17 protein-coding genes are annotated in these 24,508 nt (G+C 68.4%); 10 read left to right on the top strand and 7 right to left on the bottom strand.

Annotated features, from left to right (window positions below):
- Positions 1 to 65 precede the first annotated feature (65 nt).
- Both FHW12_RS13615 and FHW12_RS13610 read left to right on the top strand, forming a co-directional pair.
- Complete coding sequence (locus FHW12_RS13615; protein WP_182531573.1) at positions 66 to 923, top strand: tryptophan 2,3-dioxygenase; 858 nt, start codon at positions 66 to 68, stop codon at positions 921 to 923.
- Between the two features lie 164 nt (positions 924 to 1,087).
- A complete protein-coding gene (locus tag FHW12_RS13610; RefSeq protein ID WP_182531572.1) occupies positions 1,088 to 2,593 on the top strand; it encodes a peptide MFS transporter in 1,506 nt (501 codons plus the stop codon).
- Between the two features lie 54 nt (positions 2,594 to 2,647).
- On the opposite strand, the gene FHW12_RS13605 is transcribed toward FHW12_RS13610, so the two are convergent.
- Positions 2,648 to 3,088, bottom strand: a complete 441-nt coding sequence (locus tag FHW12_RS13605; RefSeq protein ID WP_182531571.1) for a MarR family winged helix-turn-helix transcriptional regulator — start codon at positions 3,086 to 3,088, stop codon at positions 2,648 to 2,650.
- 69 nt (positions 3,089 to 3,157) lie between these two features.
- Between FHW12_RS13605 and hppD the strand changes: the two genes are divergently transcribed.
- From hppD to maiA, 5 genes are all read left to right on the top strand, one after another.
- Positions 3,158 to 4,243 carry a 4-hydroxyphenylpyruvate dioxygenase gene (gene hppD / locus FHW12_RS13600; protein WP_182531570.1) on the top strand — a complete coding sequence of 362 codons (1,086 nt, stop codon included), beginning with the start codon at positions 3,158 to 3,160 and terminating at the stop codon, positions 4,241 to 4,243.
- A gap of 168 nt (positions 4,244 to 4,411) precedes the next feature.
- On the top strand, positions 4,412 to 5,710 hold the full coding sequence (gene hmgA, locus FHW12_RS13595; protein ID WP_182531569.1) for a homogentisate 1,2-dioxygenase: 1,299 nt from the start codon (positions 4,412 to 4,414) through the stop codon (positions 5,708 to 5,710).
- Positions 5,707 to 6,267: a hypothetical protein gene (locus tag FHW12_RS13590; protein ID WP_182531568.1), complete on the top strand. Its 561-nt coding sequence runs from the start codon at positions 5,707 to 5,709 to the stop codon at positions 6,265 to 6,267. The genes hmgA and FHW12_RS13590 overlap by 4 nt, the downstream gene beginning before the upstream one ends.
- Positions 6,264 to 7,256 carry a fumarylacetoacetate hydrolase family protein gene (locus FHW12_RS13585; protein ID WP_182531567.1) on the top strand — a complete coding sequence of 331 codons (993 nt, stop codon included), beginning with the start codon at positions 6,264 to 6,266 and terminating at the stop codon, positions 7,254 to 7,256. The genes FHW12_RS13590 and FHW12_RS13585 overlap by 4 nt, the downstream gene beginning before the upstream one ends.
- 33 nt (positions 7,257 to 7,289) lie before the next feature.
- Positions 7,290 to 7,952 (top strand): maleylacetoacetate isomerase, encoded by a 663-nt coding sequence (gene maiA, locus FHW12_RS13580; RefSeq protein WP_182531566.1) that lies wholly within the window; start codon positions 7,290 to 7,292, stop codon positions 7,950 to 7,952.
- Positions 7,953 to 7,977: 25 nt separating this feature from the next.
- Here maiA and FHW12_RS13575 read toward each other — a convergent pair whose 3' ends face one another.
- From FHW12_RS13575 to FHW12_RS13550, 6 genes are all read right to left on the bottom strand, one after another.
- On the bottom strand, positions 7,978 to 8,406 hold the full coding sequence (locus FHW12_RS13575; protein ID WP_182531565.1) for a CBS domain-containing protein: 429 nt from the start codon (positions 8,404 to 8,406) through the stop codon (positions 7,978 to 7,980).
- A 122-nt stretch (positions 8,407 to 8,528) separates the two neighbouring features.
- Positions 8,529 to 11,537, bottom strand: coding sequence for a DUF11 domain-containing protein (locus tag FHW12_RS13570; protein WP_182531564.1), 3,009 nt, complete (start codon positions 11,535 to 11,537; stop codon positions 8,529 to 8,531).
- A gap of 31 nt (positions 11,538 to 11,568) precedes the next feature.
- Positions 11,569 to 12,501, bottom strand: a complete 933-nt coding sequence (locus tag FHW12_RS13565) for a glycosyltransferase family 2 protein (protein WP_182531563.1) — start codon at positions 12,499 to 12,501, stop codon at positions 11,569 to 11,571.
- A gap of 84 nt (positions 12,502 to 12,585) precedes the next feature.
- Positions 12,586 to 13,305 (bottom strand): monofunctional biosynthetic peptidoglycan transglycosylase, encoded by a 720-nt coding sequence (mtgA, locus tag FHW12_RS13560; RefSeq protein ID WP_182531562.1) that lies wholly within the window; start codon positions 13,303 to 13,305, stop codon positions 12,586 to 12,588.
- 90 nt (positions 13,306 to 13,395) lie between these two features.
- Complete coding sequence (locus FHW12_RS13555) at positions 13,396 to 16,965, bottom strand: S8 family serine peptidase (protein WP_220484454.1); 3,570 nt, start codon at positions 16,963 to 16,965, stop codon at positions 13,396 to 13,398.
- A gap of 145 nt (positions 16,966 to 17,110) precedes the next feature.
- Complete coding sequence (locus FHW12_RS13550; RefSeq protein ID WP_182531560.1) at positions 17,111 to 17,941, bottom strand: hypothetical protein; 831 nt, start codon at positions 17,939 to 17,941, stop codon at positions 17,111 to 17,113.
- 323 nt (positions 17,942 to 18,264) lie between these two features.
- On the opposite strand from FHW12_RS13550, the gene FHW12_RS13545 reads away from it, so the two are divergent.
- From FHW12_RS13545 to FHW12_RS13535, 3 genes are all read left to right on the top strand, one after another.
- Complete coding sequence (locus FHW12_RS13545) at positions 18,265 to 19,263, top strand: hypothetical protein (protein ID WP_182531559.1); 999 nt, start codon at positions 18,265 to 18,267, stop codon at positions 19,261 to 19,263.
- A gap of 365 nt (positions 19,264 to 19,628) precedes the next feature.
- Positions 19,629 to 22,586: a TonB-dependent receptor plug domain-containing protein gene (locus tag FHW12_RS13540; protein WP_182531558.1), complete on the top strand. Its 2,958-nt coding sequence runs from the start codon at positions 19,629 to 19,631 to the stop codon at positions 22,584 to 22,586.
- A gap of 70 nt (positions 22,587 to 22,656) precedes the next feature.
- The gene (locus tag FHW12_RS13535) at positions 22,657 to 24,504 is read left to right on the top strand and encodes a tetratricopeptide repeat-containing sulfotransferase family protein (protein ID WP_182531557.1); all 1,848 of its coding nucleotides are present in this window, start codon (positions 22,657 to 22,659) and stop codon (positions 24,502 to 24,504) included.
- Positions 24,505 to 24,508: the final 4 nt, after the last annotated feature.

The following is a 24,508-nucleotide window of genomic DNA, read 5'->3' as shown; positions in this document are numbered from 1 at the left end:
AAGGCCCGGCGCAACATCGTCGACGCCGGGTTACACTGGCCAGCTCTCACGCTCATGACGTCGCGATGAACGAACCGCACAACCTGCGCCCGCTCGAGCAGGGTATCGAACTCGACCTGCGCGACCGCACGACGTACGGCGGCTACCTGCAGCTGCCGGTGCTGCTGTCGGCGCAGAGGCCGCTCAGCGACCCGCCGCACCACGACGAGATGCTGTTCATCGTGCAGCACCAGGTCGCCGAGCTGTGGATGAAGCTGATGATCCACGAGCTGCGCGCGGCGATCGCGCGCCTGCGCGCGGACGACGTCGACACCACGCTGAAGGTGCTCGCGCGCGTGAAGCAGGTGCAGCAGCAGCTGTTCGCGCAGTGGGGCGTGCTGGAGACGCTGACGCCGTCGGAGTACCTCGAGTTCCGCCACGTGCTCGGGCCGGCCTCCGGCTTCCAGTCGCAGCAGTACCGCACGATCGAGTTCCTGCTCGGCAACAAGAACGCAGGCATGCTCAAGGTGTTCGACCACGATCCGGCGGCCCAGTCCGAACTGCGCCGCGCGCTGGTCGAGCCGAGCCTGTACGACGAAGTGCTGCGCTTCCTCGCGCGGCGTGGCCACGCGGTGCCGGCGGCGTGCCTCGAGCGCGATTTCAGCCGGCCGCACGAGCGCACGCCGGAACTCGTGCCGGTGTTCAAGCGCATCTACGAGCGAGCGCGCGACTTCTGGCCCGAGTACCACCTCTGCGAGCAGCTCGTCGACATCGAGGAAAGCTTCCAGCTGTGGCGCTTCCGCCACATGAAGACGGTCGAACGCATCATCGGCTTCCGCCGTGGCACGGGCGGGTCGTCCGGCGTCGCCTTCCTCAAGAAGGCGCTCGACCTCACGTTCTTCCCCGAACTCGTCGACGTGCGCACCGAGATCGGCACTCCCTGAGGCACGCCGCGCGGCCGCGCGAGCGTCGGGCCGGGCCCGTGGACGCCGCGATGCCGCCGGCCGGCTGCTAGCACGCTCGCTCCGGCGAATCCCGCTGCGCTGCGGTTTGACGCGGCGGGCGCCAGCGGTTACACGTTCGCGATACGTCACTTCGAGGGGAATCCATGTCCACCGCCAGCCCCGGCGCGCCCGCCGCGCCCCCGAGCTTCCCGCAGCGCCTCGGCCATCCGGCGCCGCTGTGGATGCTGTTCATGACCGAATACTGGGAGCGCTTCGCCTTCTACGGCATGCGCTGGGCTCTGACGCTGTACATCGTCGCGCAGTTCTACGGCGGTTCCGGCACGGGCGAGGCGCCCGCGAACGACGTCTACGGCGCCTATCTCGCGCTGATCTACGCGGCCTCACTGTTCGGCGGCTACGTCGCCGACCAGCTGATCGGCTACCAGCGCTCGATTCTCATCGGCGCGGTGATCATGGCCTCGGGCCTGTTCGTGATCATGATCCCGAACCAGGAGATCTTCCTGTTCGGCCTCGCGCTCGTGATCGTCGGCAACGGTCTGTTCAAGCCGAACATCTCGACCATGGTCGGCCAGCTCTACAGCCAGGAAGACCGCCGCCGCGACGCCGGTTTCACGATCTTCTACATGGGCATCAACCTCGGCGGATTCCTCTCGCCGCTGGTGACCGGCTGGCTCGCGAGCGTCATCACCGACACGCCGCTGCAGCAGAACTACAAGGTCGTGTTCCTCGCCTCCGGCGTCGGCATGATCCTCAGTTTCCTCTGGTTCTGGTTCGGCCGGCGCCAGCTTCACGGCATCGGCCGCCCGCCGGCCGAGGTGCCGCAGGCGCGCGGCATCGGCATCGTGCTCGGCTGCGCGGCGATCGGCGTGCCGCTGGTCTACTTCCTGCTCTCCAAGCTCGGCGCGACCGCGCTGATCGTGATCCTCGGCGTGCTGTTCATCGGCCTTGCCGTCATGCTGCTCGTCGAAGGCATCCGCGAGGGTGCGGTCGCGCGCGACAAGGTCGTCGCGATGCTGATCATCTTCGTGTTCAACGCGCTGTTCTGGATGTTCTTCGAGCAGGCCGGCAGTTCATTCAACTTCCTCGCGCAGAACATCGTCGACCGCATGTTCGGCAGCTGGGAATTCCCGGTCGCCTGGTTCCAGTCGGTCAATTCGCTCGCGATCATCGGCCTCGCGCCGATCATCGCCGCCATCTGGATCTGGATGGGCAAGCGCAACGTCGAGCCGTCGATCCCGCGCAAGTTCGGCCTCGGCCTCGTCGGCAACGGCCTCGCGTTCCTGCTGCTCATGTACGCGTTGACCTACCTCGTCGACGCGCACAGCAAGATCCCGTTCTGGACCCTGTTCATGGTCTACGTGATCCAGTCGGTCGGCGAACTCTGCCTGTCGCCGGTCGGCCTGTCGATGGTGACCAAGCTCGCACCGCCGCGCTACGTCGGCTTCGCGATGGGCGGCTGGTTCCTCTCGATCGCCAACGGCAACAACATGTCCGGCGTTTTCGCCGCGTGGGTCAGCGGTGAGACCGGCATGACCACGGGCTCCGCGCTGAGCGGCTACACGCTCGGCTTCTGGGCGCTCGCCGGCGCCGGCGTCGTGTTGTTCCTGATCGCGCCGCTGATCCAGAAACTCATGCACGGCGTGCGCTGAGGCGCCACCGTTTCGCGGCGACGCCGCTCGCGTCGCCATCCGCGCGCCGGTCGTTCAGACCGGCGCGAGCTTGTCGAGGATCGCCAGCAGCGCGCGCTGCTCGTCGGCGCTCAGCTGGGCGAGCATCGTGCGTTCGTGCGTGCGCGCGAGCGGCGCGACCGCGTCGTGCACCTTCCAGCCCGCTGCGCTCAGGCGCAGCACCGAGCGCCGCTTGTCGCCGTCGTGCGCGCGCCGCGACACGCGCTTGGCCGCGACCAGCCGGGTCAACGCGCGGCTGACCGCGACCTTGTCCATCTCCGTGCGCGCGGCGACTTCACTCGCCGACAGGCCGTGGCCGTCGTAGCGCGCGAGCACGGCCATCACGCGCCATTCCGTCATCGAAAGGTCGAAGCGGTCCTGATACTCGCGCGCGATCGCCTGGCTGACCCGGTTCGACAGGATCGACAGGCGGTACGGCAGGAAGCGCTCGAGCTCGAGCGGAGCGTGATCGACCATGTGGCGGTGCCGCTTGAATTAAGTTTCAGATGAAACTATCGTAGCACGCTTCTGGTACCGGAGACCGCGATGAACGCCCAACCCAACCTCGGCATGCAGGTCACGACGTTCGACAACCCGATGGGTATCGACGGCTTCGAGTTCGTCGAGTTCGCCGCACCGGCCGGTCGCGCCGACGAGCTGCACTCGCTGTTCAAGCGCATGGGTTTCAGCGCGGTGCTGAAGCACCGTTCGCGCGCGATCACCGTGTATCGGCAGAACGGCGTCAACTTCCTCGTCAACGAGGATCCCGACTCGTTCGCCGCCGACTTCGCCGCGCAACACGGGCCGTGCGCGTGCGGCTTCGCGATCCGCTTCACCAAGCCGGTCGCCGAGATCGAACAGGCGGTGATCGCCAACGGCGGCGAACGCATCGCGCACAAGGCGGCGTCGCGCGCGATCGACGTGCCCGTGGTCAAGGGCATCGGCGACTGCATGCTCTACCTCGTGCCGCGCACGGGCGACGCCTACGCCAGCGACTTCGTCGCGATCGAAGGCGTCGCGCAGGACCCGGTCGGGTTCGGTCTCACCTTCATCGACCACCTCACGCACAACCTCTACTTCGGCAACATGCAGAAGTGGTCGGACTACTACGAGCGCCTGTTCAACTTCCGCGAGATCCGCTACTTCGACATCAAGGGCGTGAAGACCGGCCTCGTGTCGAAGGCGATGACCGCGCCGGACGGCATCGTGCGCATCCCGCTGAACGAATCGAGCGATCCGAAGTCGCAGATCAACGAATACCTCGACGCCTATCACGGCGAAGGCATCCAGCACATCGCCTGCTTCACCGACGACATCTATTCGACGGTCGAGCGCATGCGCGCGGCCGGCGTCGAATTCCTCGACACGCCGACCACGTATTTCGACGTCATCGACATCCGCATCCCCAACCACGGCGAGGACGTGCCACGCCTGGCGAAGAACAAGATCCTCATCGACGCCGACCCGGAGACCAAGCAGCGCAAGCTGCTGCAGATCTTCACGCAGAACGCGATCGGCCCGATCTTCTTCGAGATCATCCAGCGCAAGGGCAACGAGGGCTTCGGCGAAGGCAACTTCCAGGCGCTGTTCGAGTCGATCGAGCGCGACCAGATGAAGCGCGGCGTGCTGTAACGCTCGGCGGGGTCGCCACGAGTCCGCGCGGCATGCCCCGCGAAAACGGACGTCCATCGTCGCTTGCCGGGGCGGAGAATGGATTCCCGCTTGCGCGGGAATGACGATGGCGTGAAGCAGGGGGCGCGGCGACTTTCCGGGTGGAATCGAAATTTCGGAGCCTGAATCATGACGATCGCAAGCAACGGCTACCAATCCGGTTTCGGCAACGAGTTCGCGAGCGAAGCGGTCGCCGGCACCTTGCCGGTCGGGCGCAATTCGCCGCAGCGCGTCGCGCACGGCCTGTACGCCGAACAGCTGTCGGGCACCGCGTTCACCGCGCCGCGCCACGCGAACCGGCGCAGCTGGCTCTATCGTATCCGGCCCGCGGCGATGCACGGCACGTTCGCGCCGTTCGAGCAGCCGGCATTCCACAATGACTTCGGCAGCGGTGCGGTCACGCCGGACCAGTTGCGCTGGAGCCCGTTGCCGCTGCCGCAGCAGCCGGTCGACTTCGTCGAGGGCCTGTACACGATGGCGGGCAACGGTTCGCCCGCCGCGCAGCACGGCATCGGCATCCACCTGTACGCGGCCAGCCGCGACATGCAGGGACGCTGGTTCTACGACGCCGACGGCGAACTGCTGATCGTGCCGCAGCAGGGAGGGCTGCACGTCGAGACCGAGTTCGGCGTGCTCGACGTCGTGCCGCACGAGATCCTCGTGGTCCCGCGCGGCGTGCGCTTCCGCGTCGCATTGCCGGACGGTGCCGCGCGCGGCTACGTCTGCGAGAACTTCGCTGCGCTGCTCAAGCTCCCCGACCTCGGCCCGATCGGCAGCAACGGCCTCGCCAACCCGCGCGATTTCCTCGCGCCGCAGGCCGCCTACGAGGACCTCGAAGGCGATTTCGAACTCGTCGCGAAGTTCCAGGGCCATCTCTGGCGCGCGCCGATCGGTCATTCGCCGATCGACGTAGTCGGCTGGCACGGCAACTACGCGCCTTACAAGTACGACCTGCGCCGCCACAACACGATCGGTTCGATCAGCTACGACCATCCGGATCCGTCGATCTTCCTCGTGCTGCATTCTCCGGGCGAGCATGAAGGCGTCAGCAACATGGACTTCGTGATCTTCCCGCCGCGCATCCTCGCCGCGCAGGACACGTTCCGTCCGCCCTGGTTCCACCGCAACGTCGCGAGCGAGTTCATGGGATTGATCCACGGCGCTTACGACGCGAAGGCGGAAGGGTTCGCGCCGGGCGGCTGCTCGCTGCACAACAGCTTCACCGGCCACGGCCCGGACGCGGCGACGTTCGAGAAGGCGAGTGCGGCCGACACGTCCCGGCCCGACTACGTCAAGGACACGATGGCCTTCATGTTCGAGGCGCGCGCGGTGATCCGGCCGACCGCGCAGGCGCTCGCCGCCGCGCACCGGCAGCGCGACTACCAGGCGTGCTGGAGCGGCCTGCAGAAGCATTTCGCGGCGCGATGAGCGGGCCGGATCGTCGCGCGTCGATCTGGACGCGCGAGCTGACCCCTTCGTGCCGCAGACACGGCGACATCGAGCCGATCGATGCCACCGAGCACCGGCGCCGCCCGGTCCGCCTGTTGCCATGGCTCGTCGCCGCGTTGCTTGTGTTGTGGGGCTGGGGCGCGTGGCTGCGCTCCGAGCGCGCGGCCATCGACGCGCTCGCGCACACCGATCACCTCGACGCCGTGTGCCGCGGCGCCATGCTCGTCAGCGTCGGTGCCGGCACGGCGGTGCTGTTCGCCGTCGCGACCTGCGTGTGGGCGATGCTGGTGGCGCTGCGCGCGGGGCGCTGGCCGCCCGCCGACGCGCGCGTCTGGCAGCGCACGCGCGTGATCGGCGGCGGGTGCCTGCGCCTGCGCTGCGGCCTCGTGCTGCTGCTCGCGCCCGCATCGGCGCTGTTCCACGTGCATACCGGCGCCCGGCTCGTCGGCTGGGCGTGGAATACTTACGCCGACGCGCGCGCGGGCGACGCGTCCGGCGCCGCAGTCCCCGTCAAACCAGAACGGACAGAACCATGAAACTCGGATCCCTCAAGGAAGGCGGCCGCGACGGCACGCTCGTCGTCGTCAGTCGCGACCTGTCGCGCGCGGTACGCGCGAGCGCGATCGCAGCGACGCTGCAGGCGGCACTCGACGACTGGTCGAACGCGGCGCCGCGTCTGAACGCACTCGCCGCGGAACTCGACGCCGGCACGGCCTCGGGCGCGTTCGCGCTCGACACGGCCGCGCTCGCCGCGCCGTTGCCGCGCGCGTACGAGTTCGTCGACGGTTCGGCCTACCTGCCGCACGTCGAACGCGTGCGCCGTGCGCGCGGCGCCGACGTGCCGGAGAGCTTCTACGTCGATCCGCTCATGTACCAGGCGACGAGCGCCGGCTTCTACGGCCCGCGCGACCCGATCCTCGCCTCGAGCGAGGACTGGGGCATCGACCTAGAAGCCGAGGTCGTCGTCGTCACCGACGACGTGCCGATGGGGGCGTCGTCCGCGACCGCGGCCTCGCACATCCAGCTCGTCGGACTCGTCAACGACGTTTCGCTGCGCGGGCTGATCCCGGCCGAACTCGCCAAAGGCTTCGGCTTCCTGCAGTCCAAGCCGCGCTCGACGCTGTCGCCGGTGCTGGTGACGCCGGACGAACTCGGCGATGCCTGGCGCGGCGAGAAGCTGCACCTGCCGATGCGCACGTGGATCAATGGCGCCTGGTTCGGCGAAGCCGAAACCGGCGTCGACATGCAGTTCAGCTTCGCCGACCTCGTCGCGCACGCGGCGAAGACGCGCCCGCTCGGCGCGGGCACGATCGTCGGCTCGGGCACGATCGCCAACGAGGACACCGGCAAGGGCGCGTCCTGCCTCGCCGAGCAGCGCACGGTGGAGACCCTGCGCGACGGCAAGCCGAGCACGCCGTTCCTCAAGTTCGGTGATACGGTACGCATCGAGATCACCGACGGTGCGGGTCGCAGCATCTTCGGCGCGATCGAGCAGACGGTCACGCGGCAGGCGCCGCGCGGCTGACGCACGGGCGGTCGGCTGCAGGGGAGGGTGGACATGTCGAACCACACGGATCTCACGCTGTACGACTACTGGCGTTCGAGCGCGTGCTACCGCGTGCGCATCGCGCTGAACCTCAAGGGGCTCGCGTACGCGATCAAGCCGGTGCACCTGCTCGACAACGGCGGCGAACAGCATGCGCCGGCGCACCGCGAGCTCAATCCGCTGGAAGCCGTGCCCGTACTCGTCGACGGCCAACGCGTGATCCGCCAGTCGATGGCGATCATCGAGTACCTCGACGACGTGAACCAGGACCGCCCGCTGCTGCCGACGCTGCCGCGCGACCGCGCCCACGTGCGCGGCCTCGCGCAGGTGATCGCGTGCGACGTGCATCCGCTCAACAACCTGCGCGTGATGCAGTACCTCGAGCGCGAACTCGGCGTCGACGCGGGCGCGCGCGAGCGCTGGACGCGGCACTGGATCGAACTTGGCTTCCGCGCCTTCGAGGCGATCCTGGTCGGCGACGTCGCCACCGGCGAGTTCTGTCACGGCGACACACCGGGCCTCGCCGACGCCTGCCTCGTTCCGCAGGTCTACAACGCGAAGCGATTCGGCGTCGACCTCGCGCCGTTCCCGACGATCGCCGCGATCAACGAGCGCTGCATGGCGCTGCCGGAATTCGATGCGGCGCGGCCGGAGAGCCAGCCGGGCGCAACCTAGCGCGCGGCGAGCGTGCCGGGCGTCGTCAGCCCGCGATGTAGCGCTGCAACTGCTCGATCTGCTCGCCCTGTTCGCTGATCACGGCCTTGACGAGGTCGCCGATCGAGACGACGCCGACGACTTTCGCGCCTTCGACGACGGGCAGGTGGCGCACGCGGCTGTCGGTGCACAGGCGCATGCAGGTGTCGACCGTGTCGGTCGGGTTCACCGTGATCACCGGCGACGTCATGATGTCGCGCACGGGCGTGTCACTCGACGAGCGGCCCTTGAGGATCACCTTGCGAGCGTAGTCGCGCTCGGAAACGATGCCGACGAGTTCGTCGCCGCGCATGACGAGCAGCGCGCCGACGTAGCGGTCCGCCATCGTGCGGATCGCGACGAGCACCGGTTCGTCGGGGCCGACCGTGAAGATACGGTCGCCCTTGTCCGCGAGGAGATGCTTGACCTGGAGCATGTGCGCCTCCGCTCGAGCGCGGCGCGGCCGCCGCGGTGCAAGTCTAGCGCTCGCGCGCGACGGCTGCTCGCCGCCGCGCAGCACGTGCCGGCATCGACCGATGCCGGCACGTGGACGCTGCGTCAGCCGCAGTCGAACCCGTCGGCGAACGGCGACAGCTCGAGCGGAGCGTTCGCACTCGCGCTGTTGTTCGTCGACGACGGATCGCCCGTCGCGGAGTTCGCCGTCGCGTTGAACGACACCGGATCCGGCGCGACGTAGTTGCGCGGCACGCAGACGTCGGTCGTCACCGTGCGCGTCTGGCCGACCGGGAGGGTCGGGAACGCGCACGGATAACCGGTCGTGCAGTCGCCGCTGTTGTGGTGGAACGAGATGCCGGCCGGCATCGTGCTGTCGAGCTGCACGTTGGCGGCGTCGTCCGGACCGTTGTTGGTCACGCTCACCGTGTAACGCTGCTGCAGGCCGGGCTCCACCACCGCGGGCGGCGTGATCGTGACCGCGAGGTCGGCACCCCCGCCGGTGGTCGGTAGCGGCCACGCCCAGGCGCCGCGCGAACGCGTGAACGCGGCGAGCGTGGTGAAGCCGCGATCGATCGACAGGCTCCACACCATCACGTGCGGCAGGCCTTCGAAGCGTTGCCACACCGGCGTCGCCGCGCTGATGTCGTCGGTATAGTAAAGACCCCAGTCCATGCCGACGAACACCTGGTTCGCGTTGTGCGGATTGGCGATCACGGCGTTGGCCGGGATGTCCGGCAGGTTGCCGCTCTTGTCCACCCAGGTGAAGCTCGCGCATTGCGCGGTACAGGTCACGCGGAACACGTGGCCGGGCGTCGCCGCGGTGTTCGCCGCGAAGCCGCCGACCGCGGCGTAGCCGACGAGCGGGTTGTGCGGGTCGGTGGCGACGTCGAGGATCGGCCGGTTCGGCAGCACGGTGTTGCCGCCGGTGACGTTGACCGCGGTCGCCGCGCCTGCGGCGCCGAGGCCGAACACGTACTGCACGTTGCCGTCGTTGGTGCCGGCCATCGCGACGGTCGGATCGCTGACCGAGTAGTGGATCTGGTTGATGTAGGAGCGGTTGTCCGAACCGACGATGAGGTTGTTCTTGGTCAGGTCGCCGGTCTTCGCGCTCCACGAACTCGTCGGCAGACCGCCGCTCTGCGATTCCCACACGCGCTGCGTGCCGAGGATGATGTGCTTGCAGCCCGCCGCCGTCGTGCACGCGCTGCCGGGCGCGTCGAGCACGCCGTAGCGGTAGAGGTCGAACGGCGTGAAGAAGCTCGCTCGGTCGCTGCCCCAGGCGCCCGAGATGGACTGCTGGTTGCCGAACGGTCCGCTCGTGCTGACGTAGAGGTCGGCGTAGTAGACCGACGTGTACCAGTACTGGCCGAGCACCGGCTCGATGCGCGAGACGATGCCGTCGCCACCGTTGGTCGATTGCCACGCGGCGGCGGCCGGCGTGCCGGAGAACATGACCGAGGCACTGCCGTTGTCCTGGAAGCCCGCGGTGGCGCCCGCGTTCGCCGAGTTGGCGAAGTCCGCGGTGATGTCGCCGTGGTAGATCTCGATCGTCGGCAGTTGCTTGTTGAGGTCGGTCCAGTTCGCGTTGAATGCAGTGGTCGCGGTCAGCGCGTTGTCGACGTAGTAGATGCCGCCGTCGTTGCCGTTGAGCACGTGGTTGGCGTCGCTGCCGACGATCGCGGTCGCATGGTTGTCCGGGTGCACCGGGCCGCCGCTGTACGCCTGCGTGAGGTTCACGTACGACGTGCCGCCGTTGCTCGAGCGGAACAGGTCGACCGAATTGACGAACAGCACGTTCGGATCGGTCGGCGACACCTTGAGGCCGGCGTCGTACCACATCTGCGTGCCCGCGCCGCTCGGCGTGCCGACCTGGGTCCAGGCGTCACCGCCGTTGGTGGTCTTCCACACGCCGAGGATGCCGTTGCCGGTCACGTTGGAGAACATCGCGTAGAGCGTGAGCGGGTCGCTCGGCGCGGCCGCGAGTTCGAGGCGGCCCCGGCTCGTGTTCGGCGTGCCGTTGCCGACGCCGGCCGGAAAGCCGTTCGCGAGCAGGGTCCAGTCGCCGACCGCGGGGCATCCGCTCGCGGGCATGACCGCGCGGTAGACGCCGTTCGCACCGTTCTTGTTGAGGTTCGGCTGCACCGGGGTCGCGTTGCCGCGCGTGCCGACGCCCGCATAGAGGTAGGTCGTGCCGCTGCGGTTCACCGCGAGCAGGCCGGTCGTGTCCTGGCGCTGCTCGCCGGCGCCGCTGGTGAACGCGTTCGTGTAGCACGGACCGGTCCAGTTCGCGCCCGCGTCGTTCGAGACGAACAGGCCGGTCTTGGTGCCGACCACGACGTTGTCGGAGTCGTTCGGGTCGACCACGACCTTGCCGATCGCCTGGTACTGCGGGAAGCTGCCTGCGGACGGCCCGTACATCGGATTGAACACGTTCGCGCCGAGCAGCTGCCAGGTCTCGCCGCGATCGGTGCTCTTCAGCACGCCGGCGGCGCCGAACGACATCGAGCCGTAGCGCAGATCGCCGGTGCCCGCGTAGAGCACGTCGTGGTTGGCGGGGTCCATCGTGATGTCGCCGATCGCCATGCTCGCGATCTCGGGGAAATCGGTCTTGACGGTCCAGGTCGTGTCGGCCGTGCAGCAGTTGGTCGTCTTCCAGACGCCGCCGCCGTCCGAACCGAGCCATGCGACCGACGCGTTGTCCGGGTCGCTGACGATCACGTTGGTGCGGCCGGCGGCGCGGTCGGCGCCGAAACCCTCGCCGGTGAGCGGCTGCGGGCCGAGCAGGGTGAACGCGTTCGGATCGAGTGCGAGGGCCTTGTCGGCCGACGGGCGATAGGTCTTCTTGCCGGCCGGTACGCCGGATGCGACCGCCTTGTCCTGGCGCGCCGAATCGAGCAGCCAGGCTGGCTCGAAGCGCAGGTGCTGCGCATCGCCGCCGTAGCCGACGCGGATCGCCCAGTAGTCGCCTTCGCTCGGCGAGCGGCCCTCGTCGCGTTCCTCCGACTCCCCGTGGAAGAACATCGGGCCGTGGCGTCCGGCCAGTTGGACGTAGCCGACATACAGGCTCACCGCGGCGGCGCCGGCGGTTAGCCACGCGTACCCTTTCCTCATCGATCTCTCTCCCCGCAGGCTGATCGGGACGTCAGCCAACCGACGGATGATACTCGTCTATGAGGTACAGGGGACGTTGCTTCGATTCGACGTATAGACGTCCGAGGTATTCGCCGATCACGCCGAGCGCCATCAGCTGCACGCCGCCGAGGAACAGCACGACGACCATCAGCGAGGGGTAGCCGCGCACCGGGTCGCCGAACAGCAGCGCCTTGCCGAGTACCCACAGGGCGAAGCCGAACGCGACCAGCGCGGCGATCAGGCCGACGTAGGTGGCGAGTTTGAGCGGCGCACCGGAGAACGAGGTGATGCCGTCGATCGCGAAGTTCCAGAGCTTCCAGTAGTTCCACTTCGTTTCTCCCGCGTGGCGCGGGTCGCGGTGGTAGACGACCGAGAGCTGGCGAAAGCCGACCCAGGTGAACAGGCCCTTCATGAAGCGCTGCCGCTCGCGCACCTTGCCGAGCGCGTCGAGCGCGCGGCGCGAGAGCAGGCGGAAGTCGCCCGTGTCGCGCGGGATCGGCGTGGACGACAGCCGCTCCATCACGCGGTAGAAGCCCGAGGCGGTCATCTTCTTGAAGCCGGTCTCGCCGGCGCGCGACGCGCGCGTGCCGTAGACGACGTCGTAGCCGTCGCGCCAGTGCTGCACGAACGTCGGGATGAGTTCGGGCGGATCCTGCAGGTCGGCGTCGATGACGACCGCGGCGTCGGCGTCGACGTGATCGAGGCCGGCGGTCAGCGCGAGTTCCTTGCCGAAGTTGCGCGACAGCTTGAGCGTCGACACGCGCGGATCCGCCTCGCGCAGCGCGCACATCACCGCGTAGGTGTCGTCGCGACTGCCGTCGTCGACGTAGAGCACTTCCGTTTCGAGGTCGAGGCGGTCGAGCACCGCGGCCACTCGCGCGTGGAAATCGCGCAGGCCTTCGCTCTCGTTGTAGGCGGGCACGACGACGGTGAGCTTGGGCATGGCGGTAACCGGTGCGGAAGGAACGGAACGGCCGCATGCTAGCGGAGTCGGCCGATCGCGGGGATGACAGCGCGGCGGGGCGCCTCAATGCGGCAGGTAGGCGGCACCGCCGAGCTGGTTCGCCTGGCGCTGGATCCACGCCGCGCGACGCAGCACGTACGGGCTGGGCCGGTCGACGCGGAAGCGCGCCGGGTTCGGCAGCACGGCGGCGAGCAGCGCGGACTGGCGTGCGTCGAGGCGTTCCGGCGTGGTGTGGAAGAACTGTTCGCTCGCTGCCGCGGCGCCGTAGATGCCGTGGCCGAACTCGGCGATGTTGAGGTAGACCTCGAGGATGCGCCGCTTCGGCCAGAGCGTCTCCAGCAGCACGGTGAAGTAGGCCTCCAAGCCCTTGCGCACGAAGCTGCGCCCGCTCCACAGGAACAGGTTCTTCGCGACCTGCTGGCTGATCGTGCTCGCGCCTCGCAGGCGTTCGCCGTCGTCGGCTTCCTCGATCGCGCGCTGGATCGCCTCGAAGTCGAAACCGTGATGGAGCGGGAAGCGCTGGTCTTCGGCGGCGACGAGCGCGATCGGCAGCGCAGGCGACACGCGCTGCCACGGCGTCCAGCGATGGCGCAGTACGAAATCGTGATCGCCCGAGACCTTCGCACCGAGCCAGTCCGCGGCCATCACCGCCGACAGCGGCGGCGGCACGAAGCGCAGCAGCAGCACGAGCAGCACGCTGCCGACGAACCAGGCCGCGGCGGCGAGCAACAGCCAGCGGGCGAGGCGTCGCGACCAGCGGCGGCGGGAAGGAACAGCGGGCACGAGCGACTCCCTGAAACGACACCGGCGCGGAAGTCCGCGCCGGTGTCCTACAGCTTAGCCCGCTCTCGCGGTCGGTGGTACGTGCTCAGGTCACGGCGTGCACATGTAGCTGCCTGCGCCCGGTGCGCCGCTGATCTGCACCTGGTCGATGAAGAAGCCGCTGAAGCCGGAGGCCGGATCCGACGAGAAGCGCCAGCGGATCTTCACGTTCTGGCCCGCGTAGCTGGCGAGACTCGTGGTGAACGGCTTGAACACCGCGGTCGCGGTGCCATTGCCCGGGTCCGCATTCGAGCCCGCGGTGGTGACGCCGTTGAACGCACCATGGCTCGCGATGTAGCCGCATGCATTGACCGGCGGATTGGTGGTCTGCGCGAAGCTGCTCGGGTAGCCGCCGGTCGGGGGCAGGTCGACCCAGGTGGTGCCACCGTCGGTCGAGATCTCCTGCACCACGCCGTCCCACTGGAACTCGAGGTCGTACTTCGCCTGGAAGCTCAGCGTCGCGCCGGCGGTGATCGCCAGCGACGGCGTCATGATGCTCGCGCAGGTGTTGTCGAGGTACGGCGGGGCGTCGCTGCCGTTGTGGTAGCTGTAGCTGCCGGCGGAAGCAGCGACGTTCGTGACCTGCCACGGCGCCTCGAGCGTGAGGTAGCTGTGCGTGTCGACGTCGTCGAGGTAGCTGCCCGGATCCGGACCGTCGACGCCGCTCGGCGTCGCATTGGCAGGCGCAGACGTCGCCGACGCGTTGCCCGCACCGTCGACCGCGTGCACGCGGTAGTAGTACGGCGTGCCGTTGGTCACCGTGGTGTCGGAGAACGCCGCTGCCGCGAGCGCGCTGGCGACCGTCGTCGGCGCGGTGAAGTACGGGCTGGTGTCGCGCTCGACCGTGTACGTCACCGTGTTCGCGGCCGGGCAGTTCGAAGCGCCCGCCGCCCACGACAGGTTCACGCTGCAGCTCGCGTTCGACGCGTCGCTCGCGAGCGAGTGGACGTCGAAGTCGGGTTGCAGCGTGCAGTCGTCCAGCGAGACGACGTCGACGCACTGCGACGCATCGCCTTCGATGTCGTTCTGCACGCCGCGCAACTTGTACGCGTAGCTGTAGCCGCCCTGGCTGGTGTCGTCGTTGAGCGGCAGGGTCGTGCCGTTGGCGACGAGATGGAAGTCGCCCGTCGCGGCGGTCGCGCAGGTGCCGTCGGCCCGATACAGCTGCCAGCTCTGCGCGCTGCCGGACGCGGTCGCGTTGACGCTGATGCCGCCGCTGCCGTTGCCGCCGATCGTCGGCGCGGTCGGCGCCGCGAGCGGCGCCGGATCAGGCAGTGCGAACTTGCCGGAAACGGCGAGGCCGTAGCCCTGGCGATCGCTGCCGGCGCGGCCGTTGCCGGGGATCGACGTGCCCTTCACACGGATCGTGTAGCTGCCCGCGGTCGGCGCGGTCAGGCGCACCTGCTCGACCGTGTCCTTCGCGTCGGCGGTGCCGCCCGGCGTCGAAACGTTGCCGGCGAAGTGGTTGCCGAGGTAGGTGCCGCCCGGGCCGACGACTTCGAGGTCGAGGTTGTTGACGAGGGTCGACGCGGCGCCGACCGAGGCATCCGGATCGAACCATGCGAGCGTCACGCGCAGCTCGACGCCGGCGCCGACGTTGGCGATCGTGTACTCGTTGACGTCGCCGGTCTCGAGGCCCGATGCGTTCGTGCGCTCGAACACGCGCAGTCGGCGGCTGTCGTCGCCATTCGGCATCGTGTCCTTGAACCACAGGTTCGAATCGAGCCACGGACGGCCCCAGCCCGTGCCCGTGTTCGGGAACGTGTTCGGGCTCGTCGTCAGCACGGTGCCGTTGAGCAGCACGGCCTTCATCATGGCGCCGGTCGGGTTGTACGCGTCGAGGCCGCTCTCGGTGAACGGCGACGCGCCGTCGAAGCCGTCGGCGAACACGAGGTCGGCGGGAATGCCCGAGCCGGTCGTGCCGCGCGGATAGAAACCGTCGGCGAAGTACTCGCGCAGCAACACCGCGTTGCCGGCGATCGTCGGCGTCGCCATCGACGTGCCCGAGTTGGACGCGGTCAGCGGCGCGGTGACCGTCGTGTTCACGCCGCTGGTCGCGTTCTTCGCCGAGATCGTGCTCGTGCCCGGCGCGGCGACGTCGGGCTTCTGGCGGCCGTCGGCGGTCGGGCCGGCGTTGGAGAAGCCCGCCTTGGTGAGGCTGCCCGCATGGCCGAGCGCGGCCACCGTGACCGCGTTCTTCGAATTGCCCGGCGAGCCGACCGCCATCGCACCGGCCTGGTCGTTACCGGCGGCGATCACGACGAGCAGGCCTTCGTCCCTGCGCGTCGCGCGATCGGTGTTGGCGTCTTCGGTCGTGTACTGGCCCGAGCTCGACGAGCCCCAGCTGTTGCTGTGGATGCGCGCGCCGCCCGTGTAGGCCTGTTCGAGCGTGCCTTCGAAGTCCTGCGTGATGACCGCGGTGGCCTGGTTCGGGCCGATGTCCTGGAACAGCAGTTGCGCGTTCGGCGCCATGCCGTCGGCGAGGTCGTGGTTCGGTGCGTACGGCGTCGACGGCATGTACGTCGTCGCGCCGAACGTGCCCGCCGCGTCGCCGACGACGGTGCCGGTCGTGTGGGTGCCGTGGCCGGACACGTAGTCGTAGTCGGTCGGGCCGCCCGGCTGCGTCCAGTAGGCGATGATCTTGTTGTCCGGGTGCAGCGTGCCGATGGCCGGCAGCACCGGCGGCGGGTTCTCGGCGAACGTGACTTCCGTGTGCGGCCCGTTGCCTTTGTCGAGCGTGGCGAACCAGGCCGCGTTCGGCGTCGTGCCCGAATCGGCCACGGCGACGATCTGGCCGCCGCCCGTAATGCCATGGTCGAACAGCGGCGTCGGTCCGCAGATCGGACCGCTGCCGGCGCAGGTGCCGGTCAGGTTGCCCTGGATTGCGCCGATGGCGCCCGCGTTGGTGGTGTGCGGAGCGATCCACGGCGACACGAACGCGACGCCGTCGATGCCGGTCGCGACGTCGACGAGGCGGTTCAGCGATGCCGCGTCGACCTTCGCGCGCACGTACGGCAGCGCTTGCGCGCGCGTGCTGCGCAAGGTGATCTCGACGCCGGGCACCTGCTTGACGAGCTGGCCTTCGATGGCGGCCGACGAGACGCCGTCGAAGGCCTGGATCATGAGTTCGTAGCGGCCGTCGTTCTGCAACGCGGCCGAGGTCGCGCGCGCCGCGGTCCACAGGGCCGGATCGAGCTTCATCGCTGGCGCGACCGTGCCCGCCCAGCGCACCGACGCGTCCTGCGCGAGGTCGCCGAGGCGCACGCCGTTGAGACGTACGTAGTACGCGTTGTTCGGCACGTAGCCGAGGATCTCGACGCCGCGCGCGACGAGCGCCTTGCGCGCGGCCTTCAGCTGCTCCGGCTTGAGCTGCACGATCGCGTAGTTCGAATCGGTCGCCGCGGCGGCGCCGACCTCGCGCAGGTCGAGCGTCTGTCGCGCCGGGTCGAACACGCCGGCGCGCAAGAGGATCAGGTCCGGATTGCCGCGCGCGGCGTCGATCGCGTCGAGCGACGGTTGGCCGGCGATGACGGTGTTCGCGGCGACCGCGTGCGGCGCGATCGCGCCGAGCGCGATCGTCAGTGCCGCAGCGAGTGCTGTACGTGCAGGCAAGGGTGTCATGTGCGTGTCTCTCGACGAGGAGGAGGGTAGGGGTGTGCAGCCCGAGGCAGGCATGCAACCGCCCGAATATGCCGCCCGCCGTCCCGACGCGAAACTGCCAAAGGGCCCAGATGACCTCCCGCTGCAGGCGTAGTGAGCGTCGTCGCTAGCGGTTCGACAGGCTGAGATCGACGAGCAGCTTCCAGGCACCGTTGCGCCAGCGCCACGCACGCATGTAGCTGCCGCAGTCGATGCAATCGGCGTCGCCGCCGAGCGTGTAGGCGAAGTCGCCGCTCGCGGCGAGATCGAGCGCGCGTCGCGCGCCGCGACCGAGCCCGCTCGCGTCCTTGCGCACGAGCTCAAGCGCAGCGGCGCCATCGGCCGGCGGCTGGCCGTCGCGCATCGCGTGCAAGGCGGGGTCGGCGATCGTGTCGAACGCGTGCGCGGGATCCGTGCCGAGCGCCGCGCGCAGCGCGTCGTCGGCCTTCTCGAGGGCCGCGTGGCGTTGCTGCCGCTGCGCTGCGTCGAGCGGCGTCGCCGCCCCGGGAGGGTCGGTCAGCGCGGCGACGCCCGGCGCTGCGGGTGCGGGCGCCGGGTGGCCGATGCCGCCGTCCGCCTGCACGCGCCAGATGCCGTCCGTACCGCGCTTCCAGAACGTGAGGAAATGGCCGTGCGCGTACTGCGCGGCGCCTGCCGCGTGCGCGGCCCATGGGCCGGTCGAGACGGCGAGCTCGCCGCTCGCGGCGACGCCGACCTGCTTCGGGCTCCATTCCAGCAGGCGTCCATCGTCGGGATCGCGCGCGAGCGCCGGCAGCGCGGGCACCGGCGTCGGCCGGAACAGCCATGCCTCCGCATCGAAGTGGGCGAGAAACGCGAGGCGAGTGCCGAAGCGGTGCGCATCGAGCGCGAAACCGCGCTCCGCCGCGGCGACGGCGGCGAGATCCGGCGGAAGGGCGGCCGCGCCGAGCGTGCCGGCGACGAGGAGGGATGCGAGCATGAGGCGAGGATCCTTGACGATGGGGTGCGTATTGCAGCAGCGCATCGGTGCGTCGGCGCGCCGTGGTCCGGCGAGCCGGCTCGCCGTGCCCACGACTCGGCGAAAACCGCGACGATCGTGCCCGCGACGGCGTCCGAAGAGGTGGCGACAGGGTCGCGGCGTGTGACGGGTTCGACGGTTGCCGCCGGCCCGAGTGCTGTTAGTTTTTCGTGAATCGCGGTATCATGCGAGCGTATCCGAATGCGCGCCGGAGGAACTCCGTCCGCGTCCGCCAGTCAGATTCCGCCGAACGTTCGCCACCTGCCACGCATGACCTGCCACGCATGAAGCTCCGCCTCGCCACGCTGCTGCTGTCGCTGCTCCCGCTCGCGGGAACGGCGCAGTCGTTGCCGTCCCTGGCGGTGCAGGCGCAGCCGACGCCGCTGGTGGAACAGCTGCTCGCGATCGATCCTTCGGGCAAGCCGCTCGACGGCGCTTCGGTGCTGCCGATCTGGTCGCGTGCGAACGGTGAGTTGCTCGCGGTCGTCACGCTGCCGCACGACTGGGTGGGTTCGCCGGTCGATGCGACGCCGGCGTATCGCGGTCCCTCCGCGTGGGCGCTGGCCGGTCGCAGCGGTACCGCGAACGGACTCGTCTGGAGCCTCGCCGACGGCGTGCGCATCGACGCGATGCTCGGTCAGTACCTGCCTTCCGCGACGCCGATGCTTTGCGCGACGCCGTTCTGCAGCAGCACCAATGCTTCGTGGTCGCGCGGCACGTTGAGCGGCGCGCTCGGCATGGGCTGGTCCAGTGCCGACGGCGGTCTCGATCTTTCCTACGGCCTGTCTTGGTTGCAGGCGCCGACGAGCGGCCCGAGCCTCGGTGGCTTCGCGGTCGCGTCGTTGCCGACGCTCGCACTGCCGGACGCGCCGCTGTATTCGCTCGGCAACGAGGCATCGATCTATGCGCGCGGGCGCTGGCGCTTCGAGCAGGGCGCGGCGCTCGACATCGCCGCAAGTTACGGTCATGGCCGGCTCTCGGCCGTCGACGGCCTCGCCGGTCCGCTCGCGTCGGCGATCGACCTCGATCAGCTTTCGCTGAGCCTCGGCCTCGATGCGGGTTCGCTGCGCGGCGCAATCGTCGGTCACGTCCTCAGCAGTGACGACCCCGCGCTTGCGGGCAAGCGCTGGACCACGCTCGATCTCGGCGTGTCGTGGCGTACGCCATGGAGCGGCGAGCTCAGCGTCGGTGCGCAGAATCTCTGGTCCGCGCCGCTCAATTCGCCGCGCGACAACGACAGCCAGGCGCGCACGCCTTACATCCAGTACCGTCAGGATCTCTGACGCGTCCCCTCCGCGCGGTGCGTCTGCACCCCGTTGCGAATTCCGCCCTTCCGATGATGCCGATCCTGCGACCGCAGGTGGCGGGCCGTGCGTTTTCCGTGTGCCCGCAATTGCGCGGCCATGCATGTCGCGCGCGTCGGCGCAAGTGTCCCCACACTGCGCTGCGGCATTTTTCCACCGCTATAACTCAATGATTATCAAGAGTTTTTAGCGGATGTTAAGGCTGCGCTCAGGGATTCCCATAGCGTAAGAATGTTGTTAGTATCGCCCACTGCCGAGGGTTTTGGTGGACCGTTTTGGTCGTTCCCAGGGATGGGAGAGCACATGTCCCGAGCTGTGACACAACTCTGACGTTGGAGAGTGTAATGAATCATACGAGCAACGAGCTTTTCAAAGCCGTGCGCTATGCGTTGTACGCAGGCACCACGGCGGTGGTCGGTTTGTCGGCCGCGCCTGTGCTTGCGCAGGATGACACCAGCAGCCAGAAGCTGGAAACCATCACGGTGACGGGTTCGAACATCCGTCGCGTCGATATCGAAACGTCCAACCCGGTCGTCACCATCGATCGCGCCGCGATCGAGAAGACCGGCAAGCTGACCCTGGGCGACCTCGTCCAGCAGCTCCCGGCCGTCACTGGCCCGAACACCAACCCGCAGGTCAACAACTCCGGCGGTACCGGCTTCTCAAGCATCGGCCTGCGTGGCCTCGGCTCGCCGCGTACGCTGGTGCTGATCAACGGCCACCGTTACCTGTCGGGCGATCCGAACGCGATCCCGGCGAACATGATCGAGCGCATCGAAGTCCTGACCGACGGTGCCTCGTCGGTGTACGGCTCGGACGCGATCGCGGGCGTCGTCAACTTCATCCTGCGCAGCGATTACCAGGGTGCGGAGTTCTCGGCCGACTACGGCATCTCCGACCATGACGACGGCACGTCGAAGGGTTACTCCTTCACGTTCGGCCAGAGCTCCGACAAGGGCTCGATCATGGCCGGCGTCAACTACAAGAAGATCGACGGCGTCCTGTCGGGCCACCGCGAGTTCTCGAAGAACTCGGTGTCGCGCCTCGGCTCGACCAGCAGCCCGATCAGCACGTTCGTCGGCGGTTCGACCTCGTCGCCGTACGGCCACATCAAGATCCCGTCGGGCTTCGCCGACCTGTTCCCCGGCTGCGGCTCCGGTTACATCGCGCGCAACCCGGGCGCTTCGGGCGACAACCCGGCCAACATCGGCTCGGACTACCACTGCTATCGCAACAATTCGACGGCTGCGGGCCCGAGCGACAAGTACAACTACGCGACGGTCAACCTCGTGATGACCCCGCAGGAACGTACCGGCCTGTTCCTCAACGGCAACTACAAGCTGACCGACAACGTCGAGGTCTACCTCAACGTGCTGCACAACAAGACCTCGGCGGCGTTCCAGCTCGCCCCGGCCGTGTTCGGCACGCCGTACGGCGCCGTCGTCTCCGCGGACAACTACTACAACCCGTTCGGCATCGACTTCGGTCCGGGCGCCGGCAGCTTCAATGCGCGTCTCGAGTCGCTCGGCAACCGCAGCGCGTCCTCGGGCACGGCGAACGACCAGCTGTCGACCGGCTTCAAGGGTTCGTTCTCGGTCTGGAATGACCAGCAGTGGAACTGGGAACTCGGCTTCGACTACGGTCACGTGCACCAGTCGACGACGACCTACGGCCTGCCGAATCTCGGCGTGCTGAACCCGGGCATGGGTCCGTCGTACGACGACAACGGCGTCATCCGTTGCGGCACGCCGGGCAACCCGATTGACGGCTGCATTCCGTTCAATCCGTTCAACCTGCAGGATCCGAACACGATCGCCGCCCTCCAGGCTGCGGCGTCGCCGGGCGTGAGCAACCTGTTCTCGAAGGAGACGGTCAAGCGCCTCGACCTCAACGGTGGTCTGTTCGAACTGCCGGCCGGCACGGTCCAGCTCGCGGTCGGTTACAACTACCGCACCGAGTACATCCACTCCAACGTCGACACCGGCCTCATCGTCGACTTCAACGGCAACTGTACCCTCGGCAGCCAGTGCGGTTCCGCGCTGCAGGGTGGTTACAACGTGAAGGAAGCGTACGCCGAGCTGTTCGTGCCGATCGTCAAGGATCTGCCGTTCCTGCACGCGTTGAACTTCACCGTGGGCGACCGCTGGTCGAAGTACAACACGTTCGGCAGCACGAACAACACGAAGTTCGCGCTCGAGTGGCGCCCGATCGAAGACCTGCTGCTGCGCGGCACGGTGTCGAAGGTGTTCCGCGCGCCGACGATCGGCGACATCTTCGGCGGCGCCGCGAGCGACGCTCCGAAGATCTCGCGTGACCCGTGCGATGGCTACACCGGCGGCGGCAACCCGGCGTGCGTCAACGTTCCGACCGACGGCAGCTTCGTCAACGAGAACGTGCGCCAGGCGCTGCAGCTCAACGCGATCGCGTCGGGCGCGGCGTTCGCCGGCTTCCCGATCGGCCCGGAGAAGGGCAAGTCGTTCGACTTCGGTATCGTGTATGACCCGCATTGGCTGGAAGGCCTGTCGGTCAGCGCCGACATCTGGCGCGTCTACCTGAACGAGAACATCACCGGCATCGGTGCGCAGCAGGTCATCGACCTCTGCTCGGCCGGCCAGCTGGCGTTCTGCCCGCTGATCCGTCGTTACGCGTCGGGCGAGAGCCAGGGCCAGATCCAGACCCTGATCGAGCCGACCGGCAACCTCGGCCGCGTGGACGTGGGCGGCGTGGACTTCGCGCTGAACTACCGTCTGCCGGAGTTCTCGTTCGGCCGCTTCAACGTCGGCCTGAACGCGACCTACCTGAAGAACTACGACCTGCAGACCGCACCGGGTCTCGAGGGCAACACGACCTATCATTTCGCGGGTCACTTCGAGAACTACGGTTCGGCACAGGCGGCGGCGTGCCCGGGCGCGAGCGGCGGCGTTTGCCTCTTCCCGCGTTGGCGCGCGCAGAGCTCGGTCGGCTGGCAGATGGGTCCGTTCGACGCGTCGTGGGCGATGCGCTACATCCATCGCTTCCGCATGGGTTCGGCCTCGCCGTCGCAGGACAGCCATCCGTACGGCACGGGTAACCCGTCGCTGGACGGCCTGTACACCGACTTCGGCTCGACCGTCTATCACGACATCCAGTTCGGCTACAACCTCGAATCGCTCAACACGCGCTTCGACGTGGGCGTGAACAATGTCGGCGACAAGCAGCCGCCGTTCCTGTACGCGAACAACACGCTGAACGCGAACACGGACCCGAGCGACTTCGACCTGATGGGCCGCTACTACTGGGGTCGCGTGACGGTCAAGTTCTAAGATCGAGTCACGTTGTAAGCTACACGGCCGCGCGGGTTTCCCGCGCGGCCTTTTTTTTTCGACGAAGACGATGAATTCCGACCTGATTCCGATTGCCGCGGCGGTCCGCGTCGCCGACTGGCGCGAAGCCGAGCGCCTCGTGCGTGTGCGCCTGCAGGCCGATGCGACGCGCGAGGACCTGCTGACGATGCTCGCGGTCAGCCTGCAGATGCAGGGCCGTGCGACCGATGCGATCGAAGCCTACGAACGCTTGACGCAATTGTTCCCCGGGCGCAGCGAGCATTGGGGCAACTACGCGACCGCCTTGCGCGAGGCGGGCCGCCTCGACGCTGCCGCAACGATCTACGAGCGCGTGCTGCACGATGCGCCGACGGACGCCGGGCAGCTCGTCAACTACGCGCTGCTCAAATTGCAGCAGCGCGACTACGCCGGCGCGCGCGACGTCGCGTTGCGCGCGTACGCGCTGGAGCCCGATTCGCCGCGCGTGCGCATCCACGCCGCGCGCGCCTGCCAGGCCTGTCGCGAGTACGAGGACGCCGAAGACCTGCTCAAGCCGTGGCGCCAGTGGCTGCCGCTCGAGGACGACGGTCTGCAGCAGGAACTCGGCGACCTGCAGCTCGCGCTCGGTGACGGCGACTCCGCGCAGGTCCTGCTCGAGGACCTCGTGCGTCGCGTCCCCGGCAACATCCACGCGATCGTGCATCTCGCTTCGGCCTACGAGCGCCTCAACCGGCTGCCCGAAGCGGAGTCGCTGCTGTCGCGACTCGCGGGTCGCCTGGACGGCGCGTCCGGCGAGGTGCGCATGGAACTCGCGCACGTGCTCGCGAAGGTCGCGCAGCGCAAGGGCGACCTCGCCGAGGCGCAGGCGATCCTCGAGGATGCCGGGCTGCGTGGCGAAGGCGACTATGCGCACTATTACCTGCTCGCCGAGGTCCGCGCCAAGCGCAACGACGTCGCCGGAACGATGCAGGCGCTGCAGTCGGCGCACGCGCTGCACGTCGAAGACCTCAAGCACGTGATCCCGAAGCGCTTCGAGCCCGGCGCGTCACCGCTGCCGCTCGCCGATGTCCGCGTCGACGCGGACGCCTATCGCCGCTGGCCGGCGCTCACCGCGCCGGAAGCGCAGCATTCGCCGGTGTTCATCGTCGGCTTCCCGCGCTCGGGCACGACCCTGCTCGAGCAGATGCTCGACGCACATCCGCGGCTGCAGTCGATGGACGAGAATCCGTTCTTCAACAAGCTGTCGGACCAGCTCGCCGAGCAGGACATCTTCGTGCCGCAGGACATGGCGCGGCTCGGCCAGCGCGACTGCGACGAGCTGCGCAAGCGCTACCTCGGCATGGTCTGCGACACGATCCCGCGGCGCTGGGACACGCAGATCGTCGACAAGAATCCGCTCAACATGCTGTGGCTGCCGCTGATCCATCGGCTGTTCCCGCGCGCGAAATTCATTCTCGCGCTGCGCCATCCCTGCGACGTGATCCTCAGCTGCTACATGCAGAACTTCCGCTCCAGCGTGCTCGCTGCCGCTTGCTCGGACCTGCAGCGCCTGGCGACGTCGTACGTCGCGTCGATGCAGTCGTGGTTGCACCATGCGGCATTGTTCGGCCCCGACGTGCTCGCCGTGCGCAACGAGGACATCGTCGCCGACGTCGAAGGGCAGGCCGCGCGGATCGCGCAATTCCTCGATCTCGGCGACGCGGCACCCCTGCTCGGTTTCCACGAGCACGCGCGGCGCAAGGGTTTCATCGGCACGCCGAGCTACACGCAGGTGATCCAGCCCGTGAACAGCCGCGGCATGAACCGCTGGCTGCGCTATCGCGAGTACATCGAGCCCGTGCTGCCGATCCTCGAGCCGATGCTGCGGCACTGGGGCTACTCGACCGACGACGCGGCCGACACCGTCGCGTCGCGCTGACGCG

The organism is Dokdonella fugitiva (assembly GCF_014138265.1).
GTDB classification, from domain to species: Bacteria; Pseudomonadota; Gammaproteobacteria; order Xanthomonadales; family Rhodanobacteraceae; genus Dokdonella_A; species Dokdonella_A fugitiva_A.
Note: the sequence above shows the minus strand (reverse complement) of the source record. Positions and strands in the feature narration are given on the sequence as shown.